Origin of the sequence: Streptomyces sp. NPDC091292, assembly GCF_044757265.1 — a bacterium.
Taxonomy (GTDB): Bacteria; Actinomycetota; Actinomycetes; order Streptomycetales; family Streptomycetaceae; genus Streptomyces.
In genome coordinates this window covers 48,751-66,385 of sequence record NZ_JBIVUQ010000004.1, presented here as the reverse complement: position 1 = coordinate 66,385, position 17,635 = coordinate 48,751, and the positions used below count along the sequence as shown (strand labels likewise).

Annotated in this window: 17 protein-coding genes; 12 read left to right on the top strand and 5 right to left on the bottom strand. The window is 72.8% G+C overall.

What is annotated here, in order from left to right:
- The first annotated feature begins 18 nt into the window (after positions 1-18).
- The 4 genes from ACIQNU_RS14450 (at position 19) to ACIQNU_RS14435 (ending at position 3,783) form a co-directional block, all read left to right on the top strand.
- Entirely contained in the window at positions 19-807 is a 789-nt protein-coding gene (locus tag ACIQNU_RS14450) for an ABC transporter permease (protein ID WP_401365742.1), read from the top strand.
- Entirely contained in the window at positions 804-1,484 is a 681-nt protein-coding gene (locus ACIQNU_RS14445) for an ABC transporter permease (protein WP_401365740.1), read from the top strand. Before ACIQNU_RS14450 ends, ACIQNU_RS14445 begins: the two co-directional genes overlap by 4 nt.
- 90 nt (positions 1,485-1,574) lie before the next feature.
- The gene (locus ACIQNU_RS14440; RefSeq protein ID WP_401366398.1) at positions 1,575-2,555 is read left to right on the top strand and encodes an ABC transporter substrate-binding protein; all 981 of its coding nucleotides are present in this window, start codon (positions 1,575-1,577) and stop codon (positions 2,553-2,555) included.
- 112 nt (positions 2,556-2,667) lie between these two features.
- Positions 2,668-3,783, top strand: a complete 1,116-nt coding sequence (locus ACIQNU_RS14435; protein WP_401365738.1) for a hypothetical protein — start codon at positions 2,668-2,670, stop codon at positions 3,781-3,783.
- A gap of 41 nt (positions 3,784-3,824) precedes the next feature.
- On the opposite strand, the gene ACIQNU_RS14430 is transcribed toward ACIQNU_RS14435, so the two are convergent.
- Positions 3,825-5,156 (bottom strand): PH domain-containing protein, encoded by a 1,332-nt coding sequence (locus ACIQNU_RS14430; protein WP_401366396.1) that lies wholly within the window; start codon positions 5,154-5,156, stop codon positions 3,825-3,827.
- 38 nt (positions 5,157-5,194) lie between these two features.
- The gene (locus tag ACIQNU_RS14425; protein WP_401365737.1) at positions 5,195-5,764 is read right to left on the bottom strand and encodes a PH domain-containing protein; all 570 of its coding nucleotides are present in this window, start codon (positions 5,762-5,764) and stop codon (positions 5,195-5,197) included.
- Positions 5,765-5,795: 31 nt separating this feature from the next.
- On the opposite strand from ACIQNU_RS14425, the gene ACIQNU_RS14420 reads away from it, so the two are divergent.
- On the top strand, positions 5,796-6,947 hold the full coding sequence (locus ACIQNU_RS14420; protein ID WP_401365735.1) for an NADH-quinone oxidoreductase subunit D: 1,152 nt from the start codon (positions 5,796-5,798) through the stop codon (positions 6,945-6,947).
- Here ACIQNU_RS14420 and ACIQNU_RS14415 read toward each other — a convergent pair.
- Positions 6,912-8,060 (bottom strand): SAM-dependent methyltransferase, encoded by a 1,149-nt coding sequence (locus ACIQNU_RS14415; RefSeq protein WP_401365734.1) that lies wholly within the window; start codon positions 8,058-8,060, stop codon positions 6,912-6,914. The genes ACIQNU_RS14420 and ACIQNU_RS14415 overlap by 36 nt on opposite strands.
- 158 nt (positions 8,061-8,218) lie before the next feature.
- Here ACIQNU_RS14415 and ACIQNU_RS14410 point away from each other — a divergent pair, with 158 nt between their 5' ends.
- The 3 genes from ACIQNU_RS14410 (at position 8,219) to ACIQNU_RS14400 (ending at position 10,912) form a co-directional block, all read left to right on the top strand.
- Positions 8,219-9,421, top strand: a complete 1,203-nt coding sequence (locus tag ACIQNU_RS14410; protein ID WP_401365733.1) for a sensor histidine kinase — start codon at positions 8,219-8,221, stop codon at positions 9,419-9,421.
- An 84-nt stretch (positions 9,422-9,505) separates the two neighbouring features.
- The gene (locus tag ACIQNU_RS14405) at positions 9,506-10,183 is read left to right on the top strand and encodes a response regulator (protein ID WP_401365731.1); all 678 of its coding nucleotides are present in this window, start codon (positions 9,506-9,508) and stop codon (positions 10,181-10,183) included.
- Between the two features lie 96 nt (positions 10,184-10,279).
- Entirely contained in the window at positions 10,280-10,912 is a 633-nt protein-coding gene (locus ACIQNU_RS14400; RefSeq protein WP_401365729.1) for an AAA family ATPase, read from the top strand.
- Positions 10,913-10,956: 44 nt separating this feature from the next.
- Here ACIQNU_RS14400 and ACIQNU_RS14395 read toward each other — a convergent pair whose 3' ends face one another.
- A complete protein-coding gene (locus tag ACIQNU_RS14395; protein WP_401365727.1) occupies positions 10,957-12,084 on the bottom strand; it encodes a DUF5937 family protein in 1,128 nt (375 codons plus the stop codon).
- A 165-nt stretch (positions 12,085-12,249) separates the two neighbouring features.
- On the opposite strand from ACIQNU_RS14395, the gene ACIQNU_RS14390 reads away from it, so the two are divergent.
- A complete protein-coding gene (locus ACIQNU_RS14390) occupies positions 12,250-12,471 on the top strand; it encodes a hypothetical protein (protein ID WP_401365725.1) in 222 nt (73 codons plus the stop codon).
- 65 nt (positions 12,472-12,536) lie between these two features.
- Here the strand turns inward: ACIQNU_RS14390 and ACIQNU_RS14385 are convergent, their stop codons facing one another.
- Positions 12,537-13,688, bottom strand: coding sequence for a threonine aldolase family protein (locus ACIQNU_RS14385; RefSeq protein ID WP_401365724.1), 1,152 nt, complete (start codon positions 13,686-13,688; stop codon positions 12,537-12,539).
- A 136-nt stretch (positions 13,689-13,824) separates the two neighbouring features.
- On the opposite strand from ACIQNU_RS14385, the gene ACIQNU_RS14380 reads away from it, so the two are divergent.
- The 3 genes from ACIQNU_RS14380 (at position 13,825) to ACIQNU_RS14370 (ending at position 17,635) form a co-directional block, all read left to right on the top strand.
- The gene (locus ACIQNU_RS14380) at positions 13,825-14,766 is read left to right on the top strand and encodes a Rossmann-like and DUF2520 domain-containing protein (RefSeq protein ID WP_401365722.1); all 942 of its coding nucleotides are present in this window, start codon (positions 13,825-13,827) and stop codon (positions 14,764-14,766) included.
- Between the two features lie 128 nt (positions 14,767-14,894).
- On the top strand, positions 14,895-15,824 hold the full coding sequence (panC, locus tag ACIQNU_RS14375; protein WP_401366394.1) for a pantoate--beta-alanine ligase: 930 nt from the start codon (positions 14,895-14,897) through the stop codon (positions 15,822-15,824).
- A gap of 86 nt (positions 15,825-15,910) precedes the next feature.
- Positions 15,911-17,635, top strand: coding sequence for an L-aspartate oxidase (locus tag ACIQNU_RS14370; RefSeq protein WP_401366392.1), 1,725 nt, complete (start codon positions 15,911-15,913; stop codon positions 17,633-17,635).

Below are 17,635 nucleotides of genomic sequence, written 5' to 3'. Positions count from 1 at the left end.
CGGGGGAGGTGGGTCGGGGTGAGTGAACAGAACTGCATGGTGGCGAACGACTGGATCTGCGGGGAATACATAAGCTCCCGCAGCCAGGAGTTGATCGACGCCACCGTCCAGCACATCGGGATCACGGTGGCCTCCGTCGCCATCGGGGTCGCCGTCGCGCTGCCGCTGGCCCTCCTCGCGCGCCGCCGCCGCGCCCTCGCGGGCCCGATCCTCGGCGTGACGACGGTGCTGTACTCGATTCCGTCGCTCGCGATGTTCTCGCTGCTGCTGCCCGTCTTCGGCCTCTCCGCGGCCCTCGTCGTCACGGGCCTCGTGCTGTACTCGCTGACGATCCTCGTGCGGAACATCCTGCTGGGCCTCCAGGCCGTCCCGGAGGACGCCCGTGAGGCCGCGCGCGGGATGGGGTACGGACCGCTGCGGCTGCTGTGGGAGGTCGAACTGCCCCTGGCGCTGCCCGCCCTGCTCGCGGGCGTCCGGATCGCCACGGTCTCGACGGTCGCCCTGACGACGGTCGGCGCCCTCGTGGACTACGGCGGCCTGGGCACGCTGATACTCGACGGCCTGGACACCTCCTTCAAGTCCCAGGTGCTCACGGCGTCCGTGCTGTGCGTGCTGCTCGCCGTCGTCGCGGACCTGCTGCTGCTCGGCCTCCAGCGGCTGCTCACGCCCTGGACCCGGACGAACCGCCGCCGCCCCCGCACACCCCGCCTCAGCACCCGTACCCGTACCGATGCCCGTGGTGATGCCCGTACCGATGCCCGTACCGATGTCGAGAAGGCGGCCGAACCAGGCATGAACGCGATATGAACGCCCTGTCCGGCGCCTACGACTGGCTGACCACCGGCGCCAACTGGCAGGGCGACAAAGGCGTGGGGAACCGCCTCGCCGAGCACCTGTACTTCAGCGGGGTCGCCCTCGCCGTCTCCTGCGCCCTCGCGCTGCCCCTCGCGCTCTGGCTCGGGCACATCGGCCGGGGTGGCGCGCTCGCCGTGAACATCTCCAACGTGGGGCGCGCGGTGCCGACGCTCGCCGTCCTGGTGCTGCTCACGCTGACGCCCCTGGGGGAGCACGGCGATCTGCCGACCCTCATCGCGCTGGTGCTGTTCGCGGTGCCGCCGCTGCTCACCAACGCGTATCTGGGGATGCGTGAGGTCGACCGGGCGGTCGTGGAGGCGGCCCGGGGGATGGGCATGAGCGGTCGGCAGGTGTTCGCGCGCGTGGAGCTGCCCCTCGCGTATCCGCTGGTCACCGCGGGCATTCGGTCCGCCGCCGTGCAGGTCGTCGCCACCGCGACGCTCGCCGCGATGGCCGGCGAGGGCGGCCTCGGCCGGATCATCACGGCCGGCTTCAACCTCCAGAACACCCCGCAGGTCGTCGCCGGCGCCCTCCTCGTGGCAGCGCTCGCGCTCCTCGTGGAAGCGGTCCTCGTGATCGCGGGCCGCCTCTTCGACCCGATGCGGGGGCGCGCGGGCGCGGCGCGCTGAGAACCCGACACATGAGATCCGAAACACGTGATCCGAAACACGTGATCCGAAAACCCGAACGTGAACAGGTGAAGTGACATGAACAGTTGGATGCGCAACAGCAGCACGCGCGTGAGAGCGCGAAGGACCGCCGTGGCCGCGGTCGCCGTAGGGGCGCTGACGGCCGCGCTCGCCGCCTGCGGCGGGGACAGCCTGGAGAGCGACGGCGGCACCGGAGGCGCGGACAGCGGCAAGAAGGGCTCGCTCGTGGTGGGCGCGGCCGGCTTCACCGAGGCCAAGGTGCTCGCGGAGCTGTACAAGCAGGTGCTCAGCGACGCCGGATACTCCACATCGGTCAAGACCGTCGAGAACCGCGAGATCTATGAACCGCAGCTCCAGAAGGGCGCGATCGACGTCGTCCCGGAATACGCGGCGACCCTCGCGGAATTCCTCAACCTGAAGCAGAACGGCCCGGACGCCGCGCCCGTCGCCTCCAGCGATCTCGACGCCACGGTCGCCGCGCTGAAGAAGCTCGCCGAACCGCAGGGCCTCAAGGTGCTGCCCGCCGGAGAGGCCGTCGACCAGAACGCGTTCGCGGTGAGCAAGGAATTCGCCGACAAGCACGACCTCAAGACCCTTTCGGATCTGGGGAAGTCGGGCGAAAAGGTCAAGATCGCGGCCGGCGACGAATGCGAGACGCGGCCCTTCTGCGCACCGGGTCTGAAGAAGACGTACGGGATCGACGTCACCGGAATCGACCCCAAGGGCGTCGGCACCACGCAGGCCAAGCAGGCCGTCAAGAACGGCACCGACCAACTCGTGCTGACCACCACCACCGACGCGACGCTGAAGAACTTCGACCTCGTGCTCCTTGAGGACGACAAGAAGCTCCAGAACGCCGACAACATCCTCCCCGTCGTGAACGCCAAGGACGCGGGCGACAAGGAGATAGCGGACGTCCTGGGGAAGTTGACGCGCACGCTGACCACGGACGATCTTGTCGAACTCAACCGCAAGGTCGACGCCGAGCGCCAGAAGGAGGCCGATGTGGCGAAGGCGTATCTGGAGTCGAAGGGGCTGATCAAGAAGTAATGCGCAACGGGCGCCGGGTTTTTACCGGGCGGGGCAGCAACATTCCCCTACGCGCGGTAAGTTTCTGGCCATGCCACGTGGACGTCACCGTCATTCCCCACCGTTGCACCGGATGCTGCCCCCCTCAGTGATCGCCGGAGCCTCCGTCGTCTGCGCCGCGGGCGCCTGGCTGGTCGCGGAGCCTGTGGTGCTCCGCGCGTTGGCCGGGGGCGCCGCGGCGGCGGCCGTCGTGGGCTCCGTCGTGATGCGCCGCTGGGACCGGGTGGCGGGCAGGCGCGTCGCCGAGCTGATACGGGCCCGCGCCGGTGACGAGTGGCGTTTCGACGAACGGGTCGCGGAGGTCGAGGGCGACCTGGAGGAGTCCCGCGAACTGCGGGTCAAGCTGGAGCAGCGGCTGCGCGCGAAGCGTGCCGAACTGGCGTCCCTGCGCAATGAACACGCGGCGCTGCTGCGGCGGTACGCGACGGCGGAGACCGAGCGGGCCAGCGCACTCGAAGGGCGCCGCAGGCTCGCCATCGAGGCGGCGGCCCCGGCGAGGGAACTGCCGGCGGGCCAGGACACCGACGAGGACGACGCCGCCGAGGCGGTCGACGGCGTGGCCACGGAAGCGGCGGCGGCGCCCGTTCCCCCGCTCGCACCGCTGTACGCGCGGGCCAACGCGGCGCTGGAACGGCTCGGGCGGCCCTCCGGCACGGACGACGATCCGGGTGCGGGTGATGAACCGGGCGCGGGTGCTGGCGCGCCGGGCGACGGTGACAAGGGTGGCCGGGGTGACAAGGGTGGCCAGGGTGAGAAGAGCGGCAAAGGCGCCGTTGCCAAGAGCACGGTGACCAAAGCGCCCGCGGCCGACACCCATGAGCGCGCCGCCGCCTCACCCGCGCGCACCGGTACGGCCGCCACCGCCACCGCCACCGGTCACTTCAACGTGCCCACCGCCGCGGCCGTCGTCCCCCCGACCCCCGCGCGCCGGCGGCCCGTCGAGGGCGGCTTCGACTTCTTCGGCACCAAGGGCGAGCCGGAGCCGGCCGCCCTGGAGGCCGTGCGGAACCAGGACCTCGCCGATGTCGTCGGCGAGGAGGCCCTTGCCGTGCACAAGGCCGAGGCCGAGTCGGAGTTCAAGCCGTCGAGCGACGCCGACCGCGGCATCGGCCAGGTCATCGACCTGACCGCGCACGACGAGACCGAGCAGATAGACCTGGCGGGCCTGCGCTCAGCCCTCCGGGCGTAACCGAACTCGTAATCCGTAACCCGCGACCCGCAAGACCTACCTCAGGCCATCCACCGCTCGGGTCGCGCCGTCAACCGACCCGTACGCGACCGTTCCGCCTGGGACCGCAGCAGCGCTGCGGCCTCCTGAGCGCCCCTCTGGTGGGCCGGTACGGTGTTGTTCGCCCCGGTCTCCACATGGACGTCCGCGAGGCCGTGGAAGCGCTGCCAGGGCCCTTGCGTGAGCCGTACGCTCTGCACCTTGGCGTGCGGGATCAGCGACAGACTGCGCCGCAGCAGCCCGTGGCGCGACGCGAACACCGTGTCCGTGACGGCCAGTCCGTAACCGCGCCACCACAGCGGCACGCACCAGCGGGCCCGGCGCGGCGGCCTCGACAGCTCACGCGGCACCCGCACGCCGGGCAGGATCCGCCCGATGATCTCCTCGGCCAGCGCGCGCGGTGCCACCGGCATCAGCACGGAGTTGGACGAGCCCGCCACATCGAGTTCGACCCGCACCCAGTCCCGTCGGCGCCACAGCAGCGGCTCCACGATCCGCACCGTCTGCACCCGGCCGGGCGGCACGGTCTCGTGCGCACGGTCGAGGAGGCCGTGGTCGAGGCGGAGGCCGTCCGGTGACTCGCCGACCGTCCAGTCGTACTCGGTGACGAACCGGCCCGCACTGTTCGCGGCTGCGCCTCCCAGGAGCGGCAGCGCGGTGGCGATGACCGTCCACGGGCTTTCGGTGGCGTACCAGAGGAGTGTCGGCACCACGGCCGCGCCGATCAGCATCAGCCAGGGCCCCCCGCTGAGCAGCACGGACACGGCGAGCATGCGCGGCGGCACATGCGCGAGCCGCTGTACGGGGGCCTCGCCGACCTCGTGCGCGGTCTCGGGTGCGAATCCGGCGGCGCGGGCGAGGAGTTCGGCGCGCAGCACGCGCGCGTGGCGCTCGCCGAGGAACGCGAGTTCGTCCTTCTTGTCCGTGCCGATGACATCGATCTTGAGCTTCGAGACGCCCGCGACACGGGCCAGCAGGGGCTGGGTGATGTCGACGGCCTGGATGCGGTCGAGGCGGATGTGGGCGGTGCGCCGGAAGATCAGGCCGGTGCGGATGCGCAGTTCGGTGTCGGTGACCGAGAAGTGCGTCCACCACCAGGACAGGAAGCCGTAGAGCGCGCCGGCCAGGACGATCGCGGCGAGCGCGCTCAGCAGGGTCGTCGTGGTGAGCTGCGTGAGGCGCCGCTGTGCCTGGTCGGGGTTGTGCAGGGCCAGTCCGACGAGCACGGCGAACGGTGCCCACGCGCGCCGGAAGGGCGTCACGGGGTGCAGCCGCCGCTCCACCGGCCCGCCGTCGTCGCCGGTCAGTGGTACGCCCTTCTCGGCGACCGGCATGCTCTCGGCAGCGACGGGAACGCCTTCTCCGGCCCCCGTCACAGCCCGGCCGATCGTGCTTCGCCCAGCTCGGTGAGGCGGTCGCGGAGGCGTTCCGCCTCAGCGGGGTCGAGGCCCGGGATGAGGGCGTCCGACGCGGCGGCGGCCGTGTGCAGCTGAACGCTCGCGAGGCCGAAGTACCGCTCGAACGGGCCCGACGTGACCTCCACGAGCTGCATCCGGCCGTACGGCACCACCGTCTCCTCGTGCCACAGGACGCCCCGGCTGATCAGCAGGTCGTCCGCGCGCTCCGCGTACCGCCAGGAGCGCCAGTTGCGGCCCAGCAGCGGCCAGCCCCACAGCAGCAGGGCCAGCGGCAGCGCGGCGAACGCGGCCCAGGCGGCGCCGGCCGTCAGCCACAGCAGTACGGCCGTGCCGGCGGTCAGCGGCACCAGCCACAGCACGAGCAGCAGCCGTCGCATCCGTAGCAGCCCTGGTGGCAGCGGTGTCCACACCGGTTCACCGGCCTTGTCCCCGGCCTTTTCCGTCGTCCCGTCCATCCCGCTGCTTCCGATCCCGTCCGACCCCGTGGTTTCCGCCCCGCCCATACCCGCGCTCCCCGTCTCCATGCCGCAAGCCTACGTAGGGGAGACTGGTGCCATGACTCCCACCACGGAGACCATGGTCGGCATCGGTGGCGCCGCGGACAGCACCGACATGGTGCTCAACATCGGACCGCAGCACCCGTCCACGCATGGCGTGCTGCGGCTGCGGCTCGTCCTGGACGGCGAGCGGATCCAGCACGCGGAGCCGGTCATCGGCTATATGCACCGGGGCGCCGAGAAGCTGTTCGAGGCGCGTGACTACCGGCAGATCGTGATGCTCGCCAACCGTCACGACTGGCTCTCCGCGTTCTCGAACGAACTGGGCGTCGTCCTCGCCGTCGAGCGGATGCTCGGTATGGAGGTCCCCCCGCGCGCGGTGTGGACGCGCACGCTGCTCGCCGAGCTGAACCGGGTGCTGAACCATCTGATGTTCCTCGGCTCGTACCCGCTGGAACTCGGCGGCATCACCCCCGTGTTCCACGCCTTCCGGGAGCGCGAGGAACTCCAGGCCGTGATGGAGGAGGTCTCCGGCGGCCGGATGCACTACATGTTCAACCGCGTCGGCGGCCTCAAGGAGGACCTGCCCGCCGGATGGACCACCCGCGCGCGGGAGGCCGTCGCGTCGGTCCGCTCCCGTATGGACATCTACGACCGGCTGGTCCTCGGCAACGAGATCTTCCGGGGCCGGACCCGGGGCGTCGGCGTGCTCTCGCCGGAGGCCGTGCACGCGTACGGCGTGAGCGGGCCCATCGCGCGCGGGTCGGGCGTCGACTTCGACCTGCGCCGCGACGAGCCGTACCTCGCGTACGGGGAGCTTCAGGACACCCTTGAGGTCGTCACGCGCACCGAGGGCGACTGTCTCGCCCGCTTCGAGGTGCTGCTCGCCCAGTCGCACAACGCCCTCGACCTCGCCGACGCCTGCCTCGACCGGATCGCCGAGCTGCCGCCGGGGCCGATCAACCAGCGGCTGCCGAAGGTGCTCAAGGCGCCCGAGGGCCACACGTACGCCTGGACCGAGAACCCGCTCGGCATCAACGGTTACTACCTGGTGTCGAAGGGCGAGAAGACCCCGTACCGGCTGAAGCTGCGGTCCGCGTCGTTCAACAACATCCAGGCGCTGACCGAGCTGCTGCCCGGGACGCTCATCGCGGACATGGTGGCGATCCTGGGGTCACTGTTCTTCGTGGTCGGGGACATCGACAAGTAGGCCCCCCTCGGCTATCGGGGAGGCGGCGGGCAGGCAGTCGGTACGGCCGTCGCCGGTGAGCAGGTCGTCCAGGAGGCCGGGTGGGGGTCCGTCCGGGAATCCGACGGGCTGGAGCAGCCACCCGAAGTCGCCGAGCCCACCGGCCGCCGTCAGCTCCGCGGCCTCTCCCGCGCGCGTGAGCGCCCGTACGTACCCGGCGGGGTCGCTCGACGCCTGGGACAGCGGCGGACGGTCTCCGCGCACTCCCAGGGCCCGCAGCGCGGCCCGCTGGCGGGTCAGCCGCCCGCCGGGCAGCGCGCACGCGTCCAGCGCCACATGCGCCGTGAGGTCGCGGGAGCCGTCCGGCACGGGCGGCGTCTCACGGCCCGCGCGGAAGCCGGTGAGCGTGCCGAAGGGCGGCCGGGCGCCGGCGGTGTGCGCGTAGTCGACGGCGACCGCGAGGCCGCGCGTGAGGGTCGCGACGGCGGCGGCCCAGGCAGCGTCGCGCGGCCGGCCGATCTCGGCCCGCAGTCCGGGTTCCGGTTTCCCGCCGGGCCCCGGCGGAAAGGGCCACCAGCGCGCCAGCCACTCCGCGTCCGCCCCGGCCGGCGGCTCCCCGGGCGTCTCGGTGCCGTCGCGGCGGACCCGTACGAGACGGGGCACACCGTCGGAGTCGACCTCGACCACGTCCACGGGCACGTTGTCCAGCCACTCGTTCGCGAAGAACAGCCCCGCGACGCCGTCCGGAGGGACCGCCCGCCACGCGACACGGGGGTCGAGGCCCGGGGGGCGCTCCGCGCGCTCGACGGCGTACCCACGCGCGCGTGCGGCCACCTCGGCGGGCAGCGCGGCCAGTACACCCGTCACGAGTTCGCCGTGGCCCGCGCCCATGTCGACGAACGCCACTTCGGCGGGGTGGCCGAGCGCGGCGTCCACCCGGCACAGCAGCCGTGCCACCGCCCGCGCGAACAAAGGCGACGCGTGCACCGACGTACGGAAGTGTGCCGCCGGACCGGCGGGTCCCCGGTAGAAGCCCGACGGCCCGTACAGCGCCTCGTCGGCCGCCTCGCGCCACCCTCGCGCGCCCCTGTCGCCCTCCGGGCACGCGCCCCCTGTGTCATCCCTCACGGTCATCCCTCACGCGGCCAGGCTAGGTCGTCGGGCCACGCGCGAACCACGGGCGAACCATGGGCGAACCTCGCGAGCCTCCACCTTGGGGAGTACGTGTACAGGTTCCGGATCGAACCTCCGGTTGACCCCGGGGCGCCACACGGCTACCTACGCTGGGTTACGTGCAGCGCCTCTACGACTTTCTCCGCAGACACCCGACGTGGGTCGACAGCTTCTGGGCCGTCTTCCTCTTCGGGATCACCGGCGTGAGTCTGGTCCAGACGGTGAACAACCCGCCGCACCGGGAGCCCGTGGCGTCGGTGCTGATCGCGCTGGTGCTGTGCCTGGTGGTCGCGCTGCGGCGCCGGATGCCCGAGCGCATGCTCGTCGTGGCCGCCACCATGGGCGTCGTCCAGCTCGTGTTCGACGTGCCCGCGATGGCGGCGAACTTCGCCATGCTGGTGATCATCTACACCGTCGCGGCGGACGGTGCCCGCTGGGCGTCGCGGTTCGCCCTCGCGGGCGGTCTGGTCGCGGCGCCGCTCGCGCAGTTGCGGTGGCCCGAGCCGAACACCAGCGCGGTGGGCCATCTCGCGGTCACCATCTTCATGATCGTGCCGTTCGCGCTGGCCTGGGTGCTCGGCGACTCCATCCGCACCCGCCGCGCCTATCTCGCGCAGCTGGAGGAGCGGGCGGCGCGCCTGGAGAAGGAGCGCGCGGCACAGTCCAAGGTCGCCGTCGCCGCCGAACGCGCCCGCATCGCGCGCGAGCTGCACGACGTGGTCGCCCACAACGTCTCCGTGATGGTCGTCCAGGCCGACGGCGCCGCCTATGTGCTCGACGCGGCCCCCGACCAGGCGCGCAAGGCCCTGGAGACCATCTCGGGGACGGGCCGGCAGGCGCTCGCCGAGATGCGGCGTCTGCTGGGCGTGCTGCGCACGGGGGAGCACGAGGAGAGCGGCGAGTACGTGCCGCAGCCGGACGTCGGCCAGCTCGACGAACTCATCGAGCAGGTGCGGACGGCGGGGCTGCCCGTCGACTACAAGGTCGAGGGGACCCCGCGCCCGCTGCCCAGCGGCGTCGAGCTGACCGCGTACCGCATCGTGCAGGAGGCCCTCACCAACACCCGCAAACACGGTGGGCCGAACGCGGGCGCCAGTGTGCGCCTGGTCTACTTCGACGACGGCCTCGGCCTCCTTGTCGAGGACGACGGCAAAGGCGCGCCGCACGAGCTGTACGAGGACGGCGGCCCGGACGGGCAGGGCCACGGTCTGATCGGTATGCGCGAGCGCATCGGCATGGTCGGCGGCACGCTGGACGCGGGGCCCCGGCCGGGCGGAGGCTTCCGTATCAGCGCCCTGCTGCCGCTGAAACCGGCCCACTGACCCGCCCGATGTCGATGTTGATGTCAATGTTGACGCCGATGTCGACCGCCATTGATTTGTCCAGGTGTCCATGAAGGGATCCCGATGCCCTCGATCAGGGTGATGCTCGTCGATGACCAGGTGCTGCTGCGCACCGGCTTCCGTATGGTGCTCGCCGCCCAGCCGGACATGGAGGTGGTGGCGGAGGCGGGCGACGGTGTCGAGGCGCTTCAGGTGCTGCGCGGTACCGAGGTCGACGTGGTCCTGATGGACGTCCGTATGCCGAAGCTGGACGGGGTCGAGACGACCCGCCGGATCTGCTCGGAACCGAACCCGCCGAAGGTGCTGATCCTCACCACCTTCGACCTGGACGAGTACGCGTTCTCCGGGCTGAAGGCCGGGGCGTCCGGTTTCATGCTCAAGGATGTGCCGCCGGGGGAGCTGCTGGCCGCGATCCGCTCGGTGCACAGCGGGGACGCGGTGGTCGCGCCGTCGACCACACGGCGCCTCCTGGACCGGTTCGCGCCGATGCTCCCGTCGACGGGCGGGCAGCCCCGGCACAAGGAGCTGGAGCGCCTCACGGAGCGCGAGCGCGAGGTCATGGTCCTGGTGGCCCAGGGCCTCTCCAACGGCGAGATCGCCGCCCACCTGGTCCTCTCCGAGGCCACGGTGAAGACCCACGTGGGCAGAATCCTGACCAAGCTGGGGCTGCGGGACCGGGTGCAGGTGGTGGTACTGGCCTACGAGACCGGGTTGGTACGGGCGGGCGGGCCGCACCAGTAACTCCACCCACACCCGTACCCGGCGGCGGAATCCGTGACGGGTCCGGCCCGGGATCCCGGGTTTCCCGGGCCGGGCCCGAACCCCTAGGGTCACGGCATGCTCCTGTGGATCAACGGCCCCTTCGGCGGCGGCAAGACACAGACCGCGCACGAGATTCAGCGGCGCCTGCCCGGCAGCGTCGTCTGCGACCCCGAACTCGTCGGCTTCGGCCTGCACCGGATGATGCCCCCCGAACTGCGCGGCGACTTCCAGGACCTGCCCGCCTGGCGCCAGGGCGTCTACGAGGTGCTCGACCTGGCCCTGACCAAGCACGACGGCGTGGTGATCGCCCCCATGACGGTCACGGACCCGACGTACTTCGCGGAGACCGTCGTAAGGCTGCGGGAACGCGGTCATGACGTACGGCACTTCTCGCTGCTCGCCGACCCGGAGACCGTCCTGCGGCGTCTGCGGGAGCGCGGAGTCGGGCACCTGCTCCGGCGGTTCGGCGGCAAGGACGCCCCGCTGCGCCGCGAGAGCTTCGCCGTGCGACGCCTCGACGACTGTCTGGCGCGGCTGCGCGAGCCCGAGTTCGCGGAGCATCTGTGGACCGACGACACGACGGTCGCCAAGACGGCCGACCGGATCGCCGTGCTCGCTGGCCTGACCCTCACCCCGAACCGGGACGGCGCCCTGCGCGGACGGCTACGCAGGAGCTGGACGAGCGTGCGGCACATACGGTTCGACTGAACCGCGCCTCCGGACAGCGCCCGCGAAAGATGCCCGACGACCCGTCAGCGCAGTACGCCCTCCAGGAAGTCCGAGCCGAGCCGCGCCACCACGGTGAGGTCCAGCTGATGCTGCGCGTACCGCCCGTGCCTCCGGGTGGTGATCAGGCCCGCCTTCTTCAGCACCGCCAGATGGCGTGACACCTCGGGCGCGCTCAGCCCGTGCGCGTGCGCCAACTCGCCCGTGGTGTACGGCGCGCGGGCTATGTTCCGGCAGATGCGCAGCCGGATCGGGTGCGACAGGGCCTCCAGGCGGCGCTCCAGCAGCTCCACGGACGCCGGTACGGGCAGCTCCGGCGCGGCCACCGGGTAGTGCACGACCGGGCGCCAGCCGGGCGCGTGCAGCACCATCAGGTGCGGCCAGCCGAAGTGCGACGGCACGAAGGTGATCCCGGCGCCGACGGCGGGGTCCAGCGCGGTGGTGGTGGCGTGCGCCAGCTTGTCCACCGTGATCCGTGTGCCCGCCTCGTCCATCGAGAGGGCGGCCGAGACCGCCGTCAGCGCCTCCGGAAGCCCCTTGCGCCGCAGCAGCTCCGTCTTGTGCCGGGCGTCGGCCGCGAGCTGGATCCGCACCCGCCGCCAGGTGTCCGCGAAGAACGCCTCGTCGCAGTCCTCAAGCAGCCGCCGCACCCACGCGCGCACGGTGCCCGGGTCCCGCAGCAGCCGTCTGGTGAAGTCGACCTGGCGCGGCCCCCGGGAGGCCGCCCGCTCCAGCGCCTGGCGCCCGCGCTCGGGGTCGGCCAGCGCGGACGGCCCCCTCTCCTCGTAGTGCGGGCCGCACGTGAACTCCAGGGCGGCGTCCACGAACCGCTCGTCGTCGAGGCGGTCCAGGAGGTCCAGGTCTTCGGCGAGCGTCGTCCCCGTCCTGCCGTCCTGCCCGGTGGGCCCGGTCAGCCCGGCGAACGCCATGAAGACGTCCGAGAACGTGGTCCGCCACAGGAAGTCCGCCTCGCTGAGGCGGTCCGCGAGGTCCGGCTTGAGCGACGCCGACGTGGCCGTGGCCCAGCCGTGCAGCCCCGGGTGGTGTCCGGGCTCGGCCAGCGCGTGCAGCGCCTGACCCAGCTCGGCCAGGGGCGACGTCTCGAAGACGATGCGCTCCGGCGGCAGGCCCGCGATCTCGATGTTCACGCTCATGACCTCATGGTGCACCCGCCCACTGACAACGCCACCGCCGATTGACGGGCCCCGTCAATCGGCGTGACCGGCGCCCGGTCCGGGAGGAGTGTCGGCAATGTCCCGCCGGGCCGCAGAAGGGCCCGGCACGCCGAGGACACGGCCGAGAAGGGCGAGGTGTACGCCATGAGCATCACGCAGCAGTACGCGCTGGACCTCTACCGGGCCCGTCAGCGGGGCGAGCCCCTGCCGCCCGCCCCCGGCAGGTACGACTGGCGGACCGTCCGCGAGCTGCGCGAGTACGGGAGCTTCCGCGCGGTGGTCGAGGGCCGGCCCGCCCACGGCCGCCGGCGGCACTCGCTGATCCGCCTGCTGACGCCGTGGCGCCGGCGCCGGCGCCCGGCCTGACGGCATCCCGCGCGCGTAACGGATTACCGCGTACGGATCACCGCGTACGGATCAGCCCGTACAGATCACTCCGCCGTCGCTTCCGCCAGGCGCCCCACGAAGTCCTTGACCGCATCCGTCACGTCCGCCGCCGTCCACTCCAGGCCGGATTCCGCGACGGTGACCTCGGTGAAGGAGACCCCGGGCGGGCCGCCGGGGAAGAAGCGCCGGAACAGCGAGGTGCGGGTGTCCTCGGCCTGCCGTACCGCCGCGCGCGTCAGCACGTCGGCTTCGTACGGGAGCCACACCCGGAACTGGTGCGTGTGCGGTACCTCGGGGTGGATCCGGGACCAGGACACGTCCGCGCGCGCGAAGCCGTCGCGCAGCGCGGCGGCGACGACCTCGGCGTGCGCCACGTACTCCGGGAGGCGCGGCAGCTCGCGGTCGAGCCCGATCAGCGCGGACAGGGCGGTCGGGAACTGCTGGAAGATCTGCCCGCCGTACCGGTGCCGCCAGGTCCTGGCCTCCTCCACCAGGGGCGCGGGCCCGGCCAGGACGGCGCCCCCGAGGCCGTTCAGCGACTTGTAGAACGACACGTACACGCTGTCCGCGAGGCCCGCGATCTCGTCCAGGGGCCGTCCGAAGTGCGGGGTGCACTCCCACAGGCGCGCGCCGTCGATGTGCACGATGGCGTCCCGCGCGCGTGCCGCGTCGACCACGGCCGTCAGCTCGTCCCACGTCGGCAGCAGGAACCCCGCGTCCCTGAGCGGCAGTTCGAGCATCAGCGTCCCGAAGTGCTCGGGGAAGCCGGCCACCTCGTCGGCGGTGGGCGGGCGGCGCTCGGCGGTGAGGTGCACCGTACGCAGCCCGCTCACCGCGCCGAGCGCGCCCCGCTCGTGCACCTCGGGGTGGGCCAGCGGGTGCAGCGCCACCGTCGCGTTGCCCGTACGCCCCGCCCAGCAGCGCAGAGCGACCTGCTGCGCCATCGTCCCGGACGGGAAGAAGGCCGCCGCCTCCTTGCCGAGCAGTCCGGCGACCCGGTCCTCCAGGGCGCCGACCACGCCGTCGCCGTAGAGGTCGACGGTGTCGTCCAGGTCGTACGCACCGCCCGCCGCCGACACCAGGTCGGTCAGCCGCTGCCCCACCGTGGCGTCGTTCCCCTGCCGGGCCAGGATCCTCTCGGCGCCGCGCACCGCCGCGAGCCGCCGTGCGCGCTCCCGCTCTTCCGATTCGCTCATGGCCCGATCATGGCGTACGTGTGTGCGCCTGCCCACAGCCTGTGGACGACGGACGGGCAGCGCCGGGGATTCGCGTTAGCATGACGAGAAATGCGTCCGGTACCCCGAGCGGACTGGAACGGAAGGCCGTCGACGAGTGAACACACCTCAACAGCCCGACCCCAGGGACCGCCCCGCGCGGCTCTCGGTGGGGGTCGTCGGCGCGGGCCGGGTGGGCCCCGCGCTCGCCGCGTCGCTCCAGTTGGCCGGGCACCGTCCGGTCGCCGTCTCGGGGGTCTCCGACGCCTCCGTGCGCCGTGCGGCCCTGCTGCTGCCCGATGTGCCCGTGGTGACGCCCGCGCAGGTCATGGAGCGCGCCGACCTCGTCCTGCTGACCGTCCCCGACGACGCGCTGCCCGGCCTGATCGAGGGCTTGGCCGAGACCGGAGCGGTCCGCCCGGGGCAGCTCGTCGCGCACACGTCGGGGCGCTATGGCGCGCGGGTGCTCGACCCGGTGCTGCGGGCCGGCGGGCTGCCGCTGGCGCTGCACCCCGCGATGACGTTCACGGGCACCCCTGTCGACGTGCAGCGGCTCGCCGGGTGCTCCTTCGGGGTCACCGCGCCCGACGAACTGCGGCTGGCCGCCGAGGCGCTGGTCATCGAGATGGGCGGCGAACCGGAATGGATCGCCGAGGAGTCCAGGCCGCTCTACCACGCGGCGCTCGCGCTCGGCGCGAACCACCTGGTGACGCTGGTCGCGGAGGCCATGGAGCTGCTTCGTGCGGCAGGCGTCGAGGCCCCCGACCGGATGCTCGGCCCGCTCCTGGGCGCCGCGCTCGACAACGCCCTGCGCTCCGGTGACGCCGCCCTGACGGGCCCTGTCGCGCGCGGGGACGCCGGTACGGTCGCCGCGCACGTCGCCGAACTGCGCAAGCACGCGCCCGGCACCGTCGCGGGCTATCTCGCGATGGCGCGCGCCACCGCCGACCGCGCCCTCGCCCACGGACTGCTCAAGCCGGAACTCGCCGAAGACCTCCTCGGCGTCCTCGCCGACGGCGGAAGCGGAAACGGCGGAAGCGGAAACGGAGCCGCCTCATGACCGCGCTGGTGCACACCGCCGCCGAGCTGGACACCGAGGGCGCCACGGGTACGGACGCCACGGCTACGAACGCCGGGGCGACGGACGCCACAGGTACGCGCGCGGGGCGCGGCCGGCGAGCCGTCGTCATGACCATGGGCGCCCTGCACGAGGGCCACGCCACCCTGATCCGCTCGGCCCGCCGGCTCGCGGGCCCGTCCGGCGAGGTCGTCGTCACGGTCTTCGTTAACCCGCTCCAGTTCGGCGCGGGCGAGGACCTGGACCGCTATCCGCGCACCCTCGACGCCGATCTGAAGATCGCCGAACAGGCGGGCGCCGACGTCGTGTTCGCGCCATCGGCGGACGAGGTCTACCCGGGCGGCGCACCCCGGGTCCGCATCACGGCCGGCACGTTCGGCGAGCGGTACGAAGGGGCGTCCCGTCCGGGGCACTTCGACGGCATGCTCACCGTCGTCGCCAAGCTGCTGCACCTGACCCGCCCGGACATCGCGCTGTTCGGGCAGAAGGACGCCCAGCAACTCGCCCTGGTCCGCCGCATGGTGCGCGATCTCGACTTCGGTACGGAGATCGTCGCCGTGCCCACCGTGCGCGAGGACGACGGCCTGGCCCTGTCCAGCCGCAACCGCTATCTGTCGCCCGCCGAGCGGCGTACCGCCCTCGCGCTGTCCGAGGCCCTGTTCGCGGGCCGCGACCGGCACGCCGCGCAGGAGGCCCTTCGCGCGCGTGCGGCCCTGGAGCCGACCACGCAGGCGCGCGCGGAGGCGCTGGGCGCGCTGGGCGAGTCCCGCGCGGCGGCCGACGCGCACGCCGTCGCCACCGCGCTGCCCGGCACCCCCGACGCGGTCCGCGCGGCGGCCCGGCTCGTCCTGGACGAGGCCGCCCGCCGCAGGCCGCCCCTGGAGCTGGACTATCTGGCCCTCGTCGACCCCTCCGACTTCACCGAGATCGCCGACGACCACACAGGCGAAGCGGTGCTCGCCGTCGCCGCGCGCGTGGGTGCGACCCGGCTGATCGACAACCTGCCCCTGACCTTCGGAACCTTCGGAGCCGCCTCGTGACCGGCACAGCGATTCCGGAAACCCCCGAAAACCCCGTAACCCCCGAGAACCCCGTAACCCCCGAGAACCCGGAAAACCCGAGACCCCTGGGAACCTCCGCGGCGACCGGCATAAGGCTGCACGCCCAGCCCCCCGGCTGGTCCCTCACCGCGGACGTCGTCGTGGTCGGCTCCGGCGTCGCCGGGCTCACCGCGGCCCTGCGCTGCGCGGCGGCCGGGCTGCGGACCGTCGTCGTCACCAAGGCCCGCCTGGACGACGGCTCCACGCGCTGGGCGCAGGGCGGTATCGCGGCGGCCCTCGGCGAGGGCGACACCCCCGAACAGCACCTGGACGACACGCTCGTGGCGGGCGCGGGCCTGTGCGACGAGGACGCCGTACGGATCCTCGTCACCGAGGGGCCCGACGCGGTGCGGCGGCTCATCGACACGGGCGCCCACTTCGACGAGTCGGCCGACGGCGATCTGGAGCTGACCCGCGAGGGCGGCCACCACCGCCGCCGTATCGCGCACGCGGGCGGCGACGCGACGGGCGCCGAGATCTCCCGCGCGCTGGTCGACGCGGTCCGCGCGCGGGGCATACCCACCGTCGAGAACGCGCTCGTCCTCGACCTCCTGTCCGACGCCGAAGGCCACGCGGCGGGCGTCACGCTGCACGTCATGGGCGAGGGCCAGCACGACGGTGTCGGGGCCGTGCACGCGCCCGCCGTGGTCCTCGCGACCGGCGGCATGGGCCAGGTGTTCTCGGCGACGACGAACCCGTCCGTGTCGACCGGCGACGGCGTCGCGCTCGCCCTGCGCGCGGGCGCCGAGGTCAGCGACCTGGAGTTCGTGCAGTTCCACCCCACGGTGCTGTTCCTCGGCTCCGACGCGGAAGGCCAGCAGCCGCTGGTGTCCGAGGCGGTACGCGGCGAGGGCGCCCATCTCGTGGACGCGGACGGCGTGCGCTTCATGATCGGGCAGCACGAACTCGGCGAGCTGGCGCCCCGGGACATCGTCGCCAAGGCGATCACGCGCCGGATGCAGGAGCAGGGCGCCGAGCACATGTACCTCGACGCGCGGCACTTCGGCGCCGCCATGTGGGAGCACCGCTTCCCGACGGTCCTCGCCGCCTGCCGCGCGCACGGCCTCGACCCGGTCACCGAGCCGATCCCGGTCGCCCCCGCCGCGCACCACGCCTCCGGCGGCGTCCGCACCGACGAGTACGGCCGCACCACCGTGCCGGGGCTCTACGCGTGCGGGGAGGTCGCCTGCACCGGTGTGCACGGCGCGAACCGGCTGGCGTCCAACTCCCTCCTCGAAGGGCTCGTCTACGCCGAGCGCATCGCGGCGGACATCGCCGGAACCGGCCACCACGCGCGCGCGGCGCTGCCCGTCGCGCACCCGCGCACGCCCGCGCACCCGCTGCTCGCACCGGAGGCCCGGTTCGCGATCCAGCGGATCATGACGGACGGCGCCGGGGTGCTGCGGTCCGCCGCGTCCCTCGACCGCGCCGCCGAGCAGTTGCGGCTGCTGCACACCGAGGCGAAGGACGCGCTCGCCGAGAACGGCAAGACCGCCGAGCCCGGCGTCGACACCTGGGAGGCCACCAACCTCCTGTGCGTGGCCCGGGTCCTGGTGGCCGCCGCCCAGCGCCGCGCGGAGACCCGTGGCTGCCACTGGCGCGAGGACCACCCGGAACGCGACGACACCGCGTGGCGGCGCCATATCGTCGTACGCCTCAACCCGGACCGCACGCTCGCCGTGCACGCGACCCCGACCCAGGCGCTCCCGCCCACGCGCACGGAGCCCCCGACCCGTCCCCAGGAGCAGTGA

Excerpts from the sequence above, each read along its gene's own strand:
- ACIQNU_RS14445 (WP_401365740.1), top strand. The coding sequence starts at position 804 with ATGAACGCCCTGTCCGGCGCCTACGACTGGCTGACCACCGGCGCCAAC.
- ACIQNU_RS14440 (WP_401366398.1), top strand. The coding sequence starts at position 1,575 with ATGCGCAACAGCAGCACGCGCGTGAGAGCGCGAAGGACCGCCGTGGCC.
- ACIQNU_RS14415 (WP_401365734.1), bottom strand. The coding sequence starts at position 8,060 with ATGACCGTGAGGGATGACACAGGGGGCGCGTGCCCGGAGGGCGACAGG.
- ACIQNU_RS14420 (WP_401365735.1), top strand. The coding sequence starts at position 5,796 with ATGACTCCCACCACGGAGACCATGGTCGGCATCGGTGGCGCCGCGGAC.
- ACIQNU_RS14405 (WP_401365731.1), top strand. The coding sequence starts at position 9,506 with ATGCCCTCGATCAGGGTGATGCTCGTCGATGACCAGGTGCTGCTGCGC.
- ACIQNU_RS14385 (WP_401365724.1), bottom strand. The coding sequence starts at position 13,688 with ATGAGCGAATCGGAAGAGCGGGAGCGCGCACGGCGGCTCGCGGCGGTG.
- panC (WP_401366394.1), top strand. The coding sequence starts at position 14,895 with ATGACCATGGGCGCCCTGCACGAGGGCCACGCCACCCTGATCCGCTCG.
- ACIQNU_RS14430 (WP_401366396.1), bottom strand. The coding sequence starts at position 5,156 with ATGCCGGTCGCCGAGAAGGGCGTACCACTGACCGGCGACGACGGCGGG.
- ACIQNU_RS14425 (WP_401365737.1), bottom strand. The coding sequence starts at position 5,764 with ATGGAGACGGGGAGCGCGGGTATGGGCGGGGCGGAAACCACGGGGTCG.
- ACIQNU_RS14395 (WP_401365727.1), bottom strand. The coding sequence starts at position 12,084 with ATGAGCGTGAACATCGAGATCGCGGGCCTGCCGCCGGAGCGCATCGTC.
- ACIQNU_RS14390 (WP_401365725.1), top strand. The coding sequence starts at position 12,250 with ATGAGCATCACGCAGCAGTACGCGCTGGACCTCTACCGGGCCCGTCAG.
- ACIQNU_RS14435 (WP_401365738.1), top strand. The coding sequence starts at position 2,668 with ATGCTGCCCCCCTCAGTGATCGCCGGAGCCTCCGTCGTCTGCGCCGCG.
- ACIQNU_RS14400 (WP_401365729.1), top strand. The coding sequence starts at position 10,280 with ATGCTCCTGTGGATCAACGGCCCCTTCGGCGGCGGCAAGACACAGACC.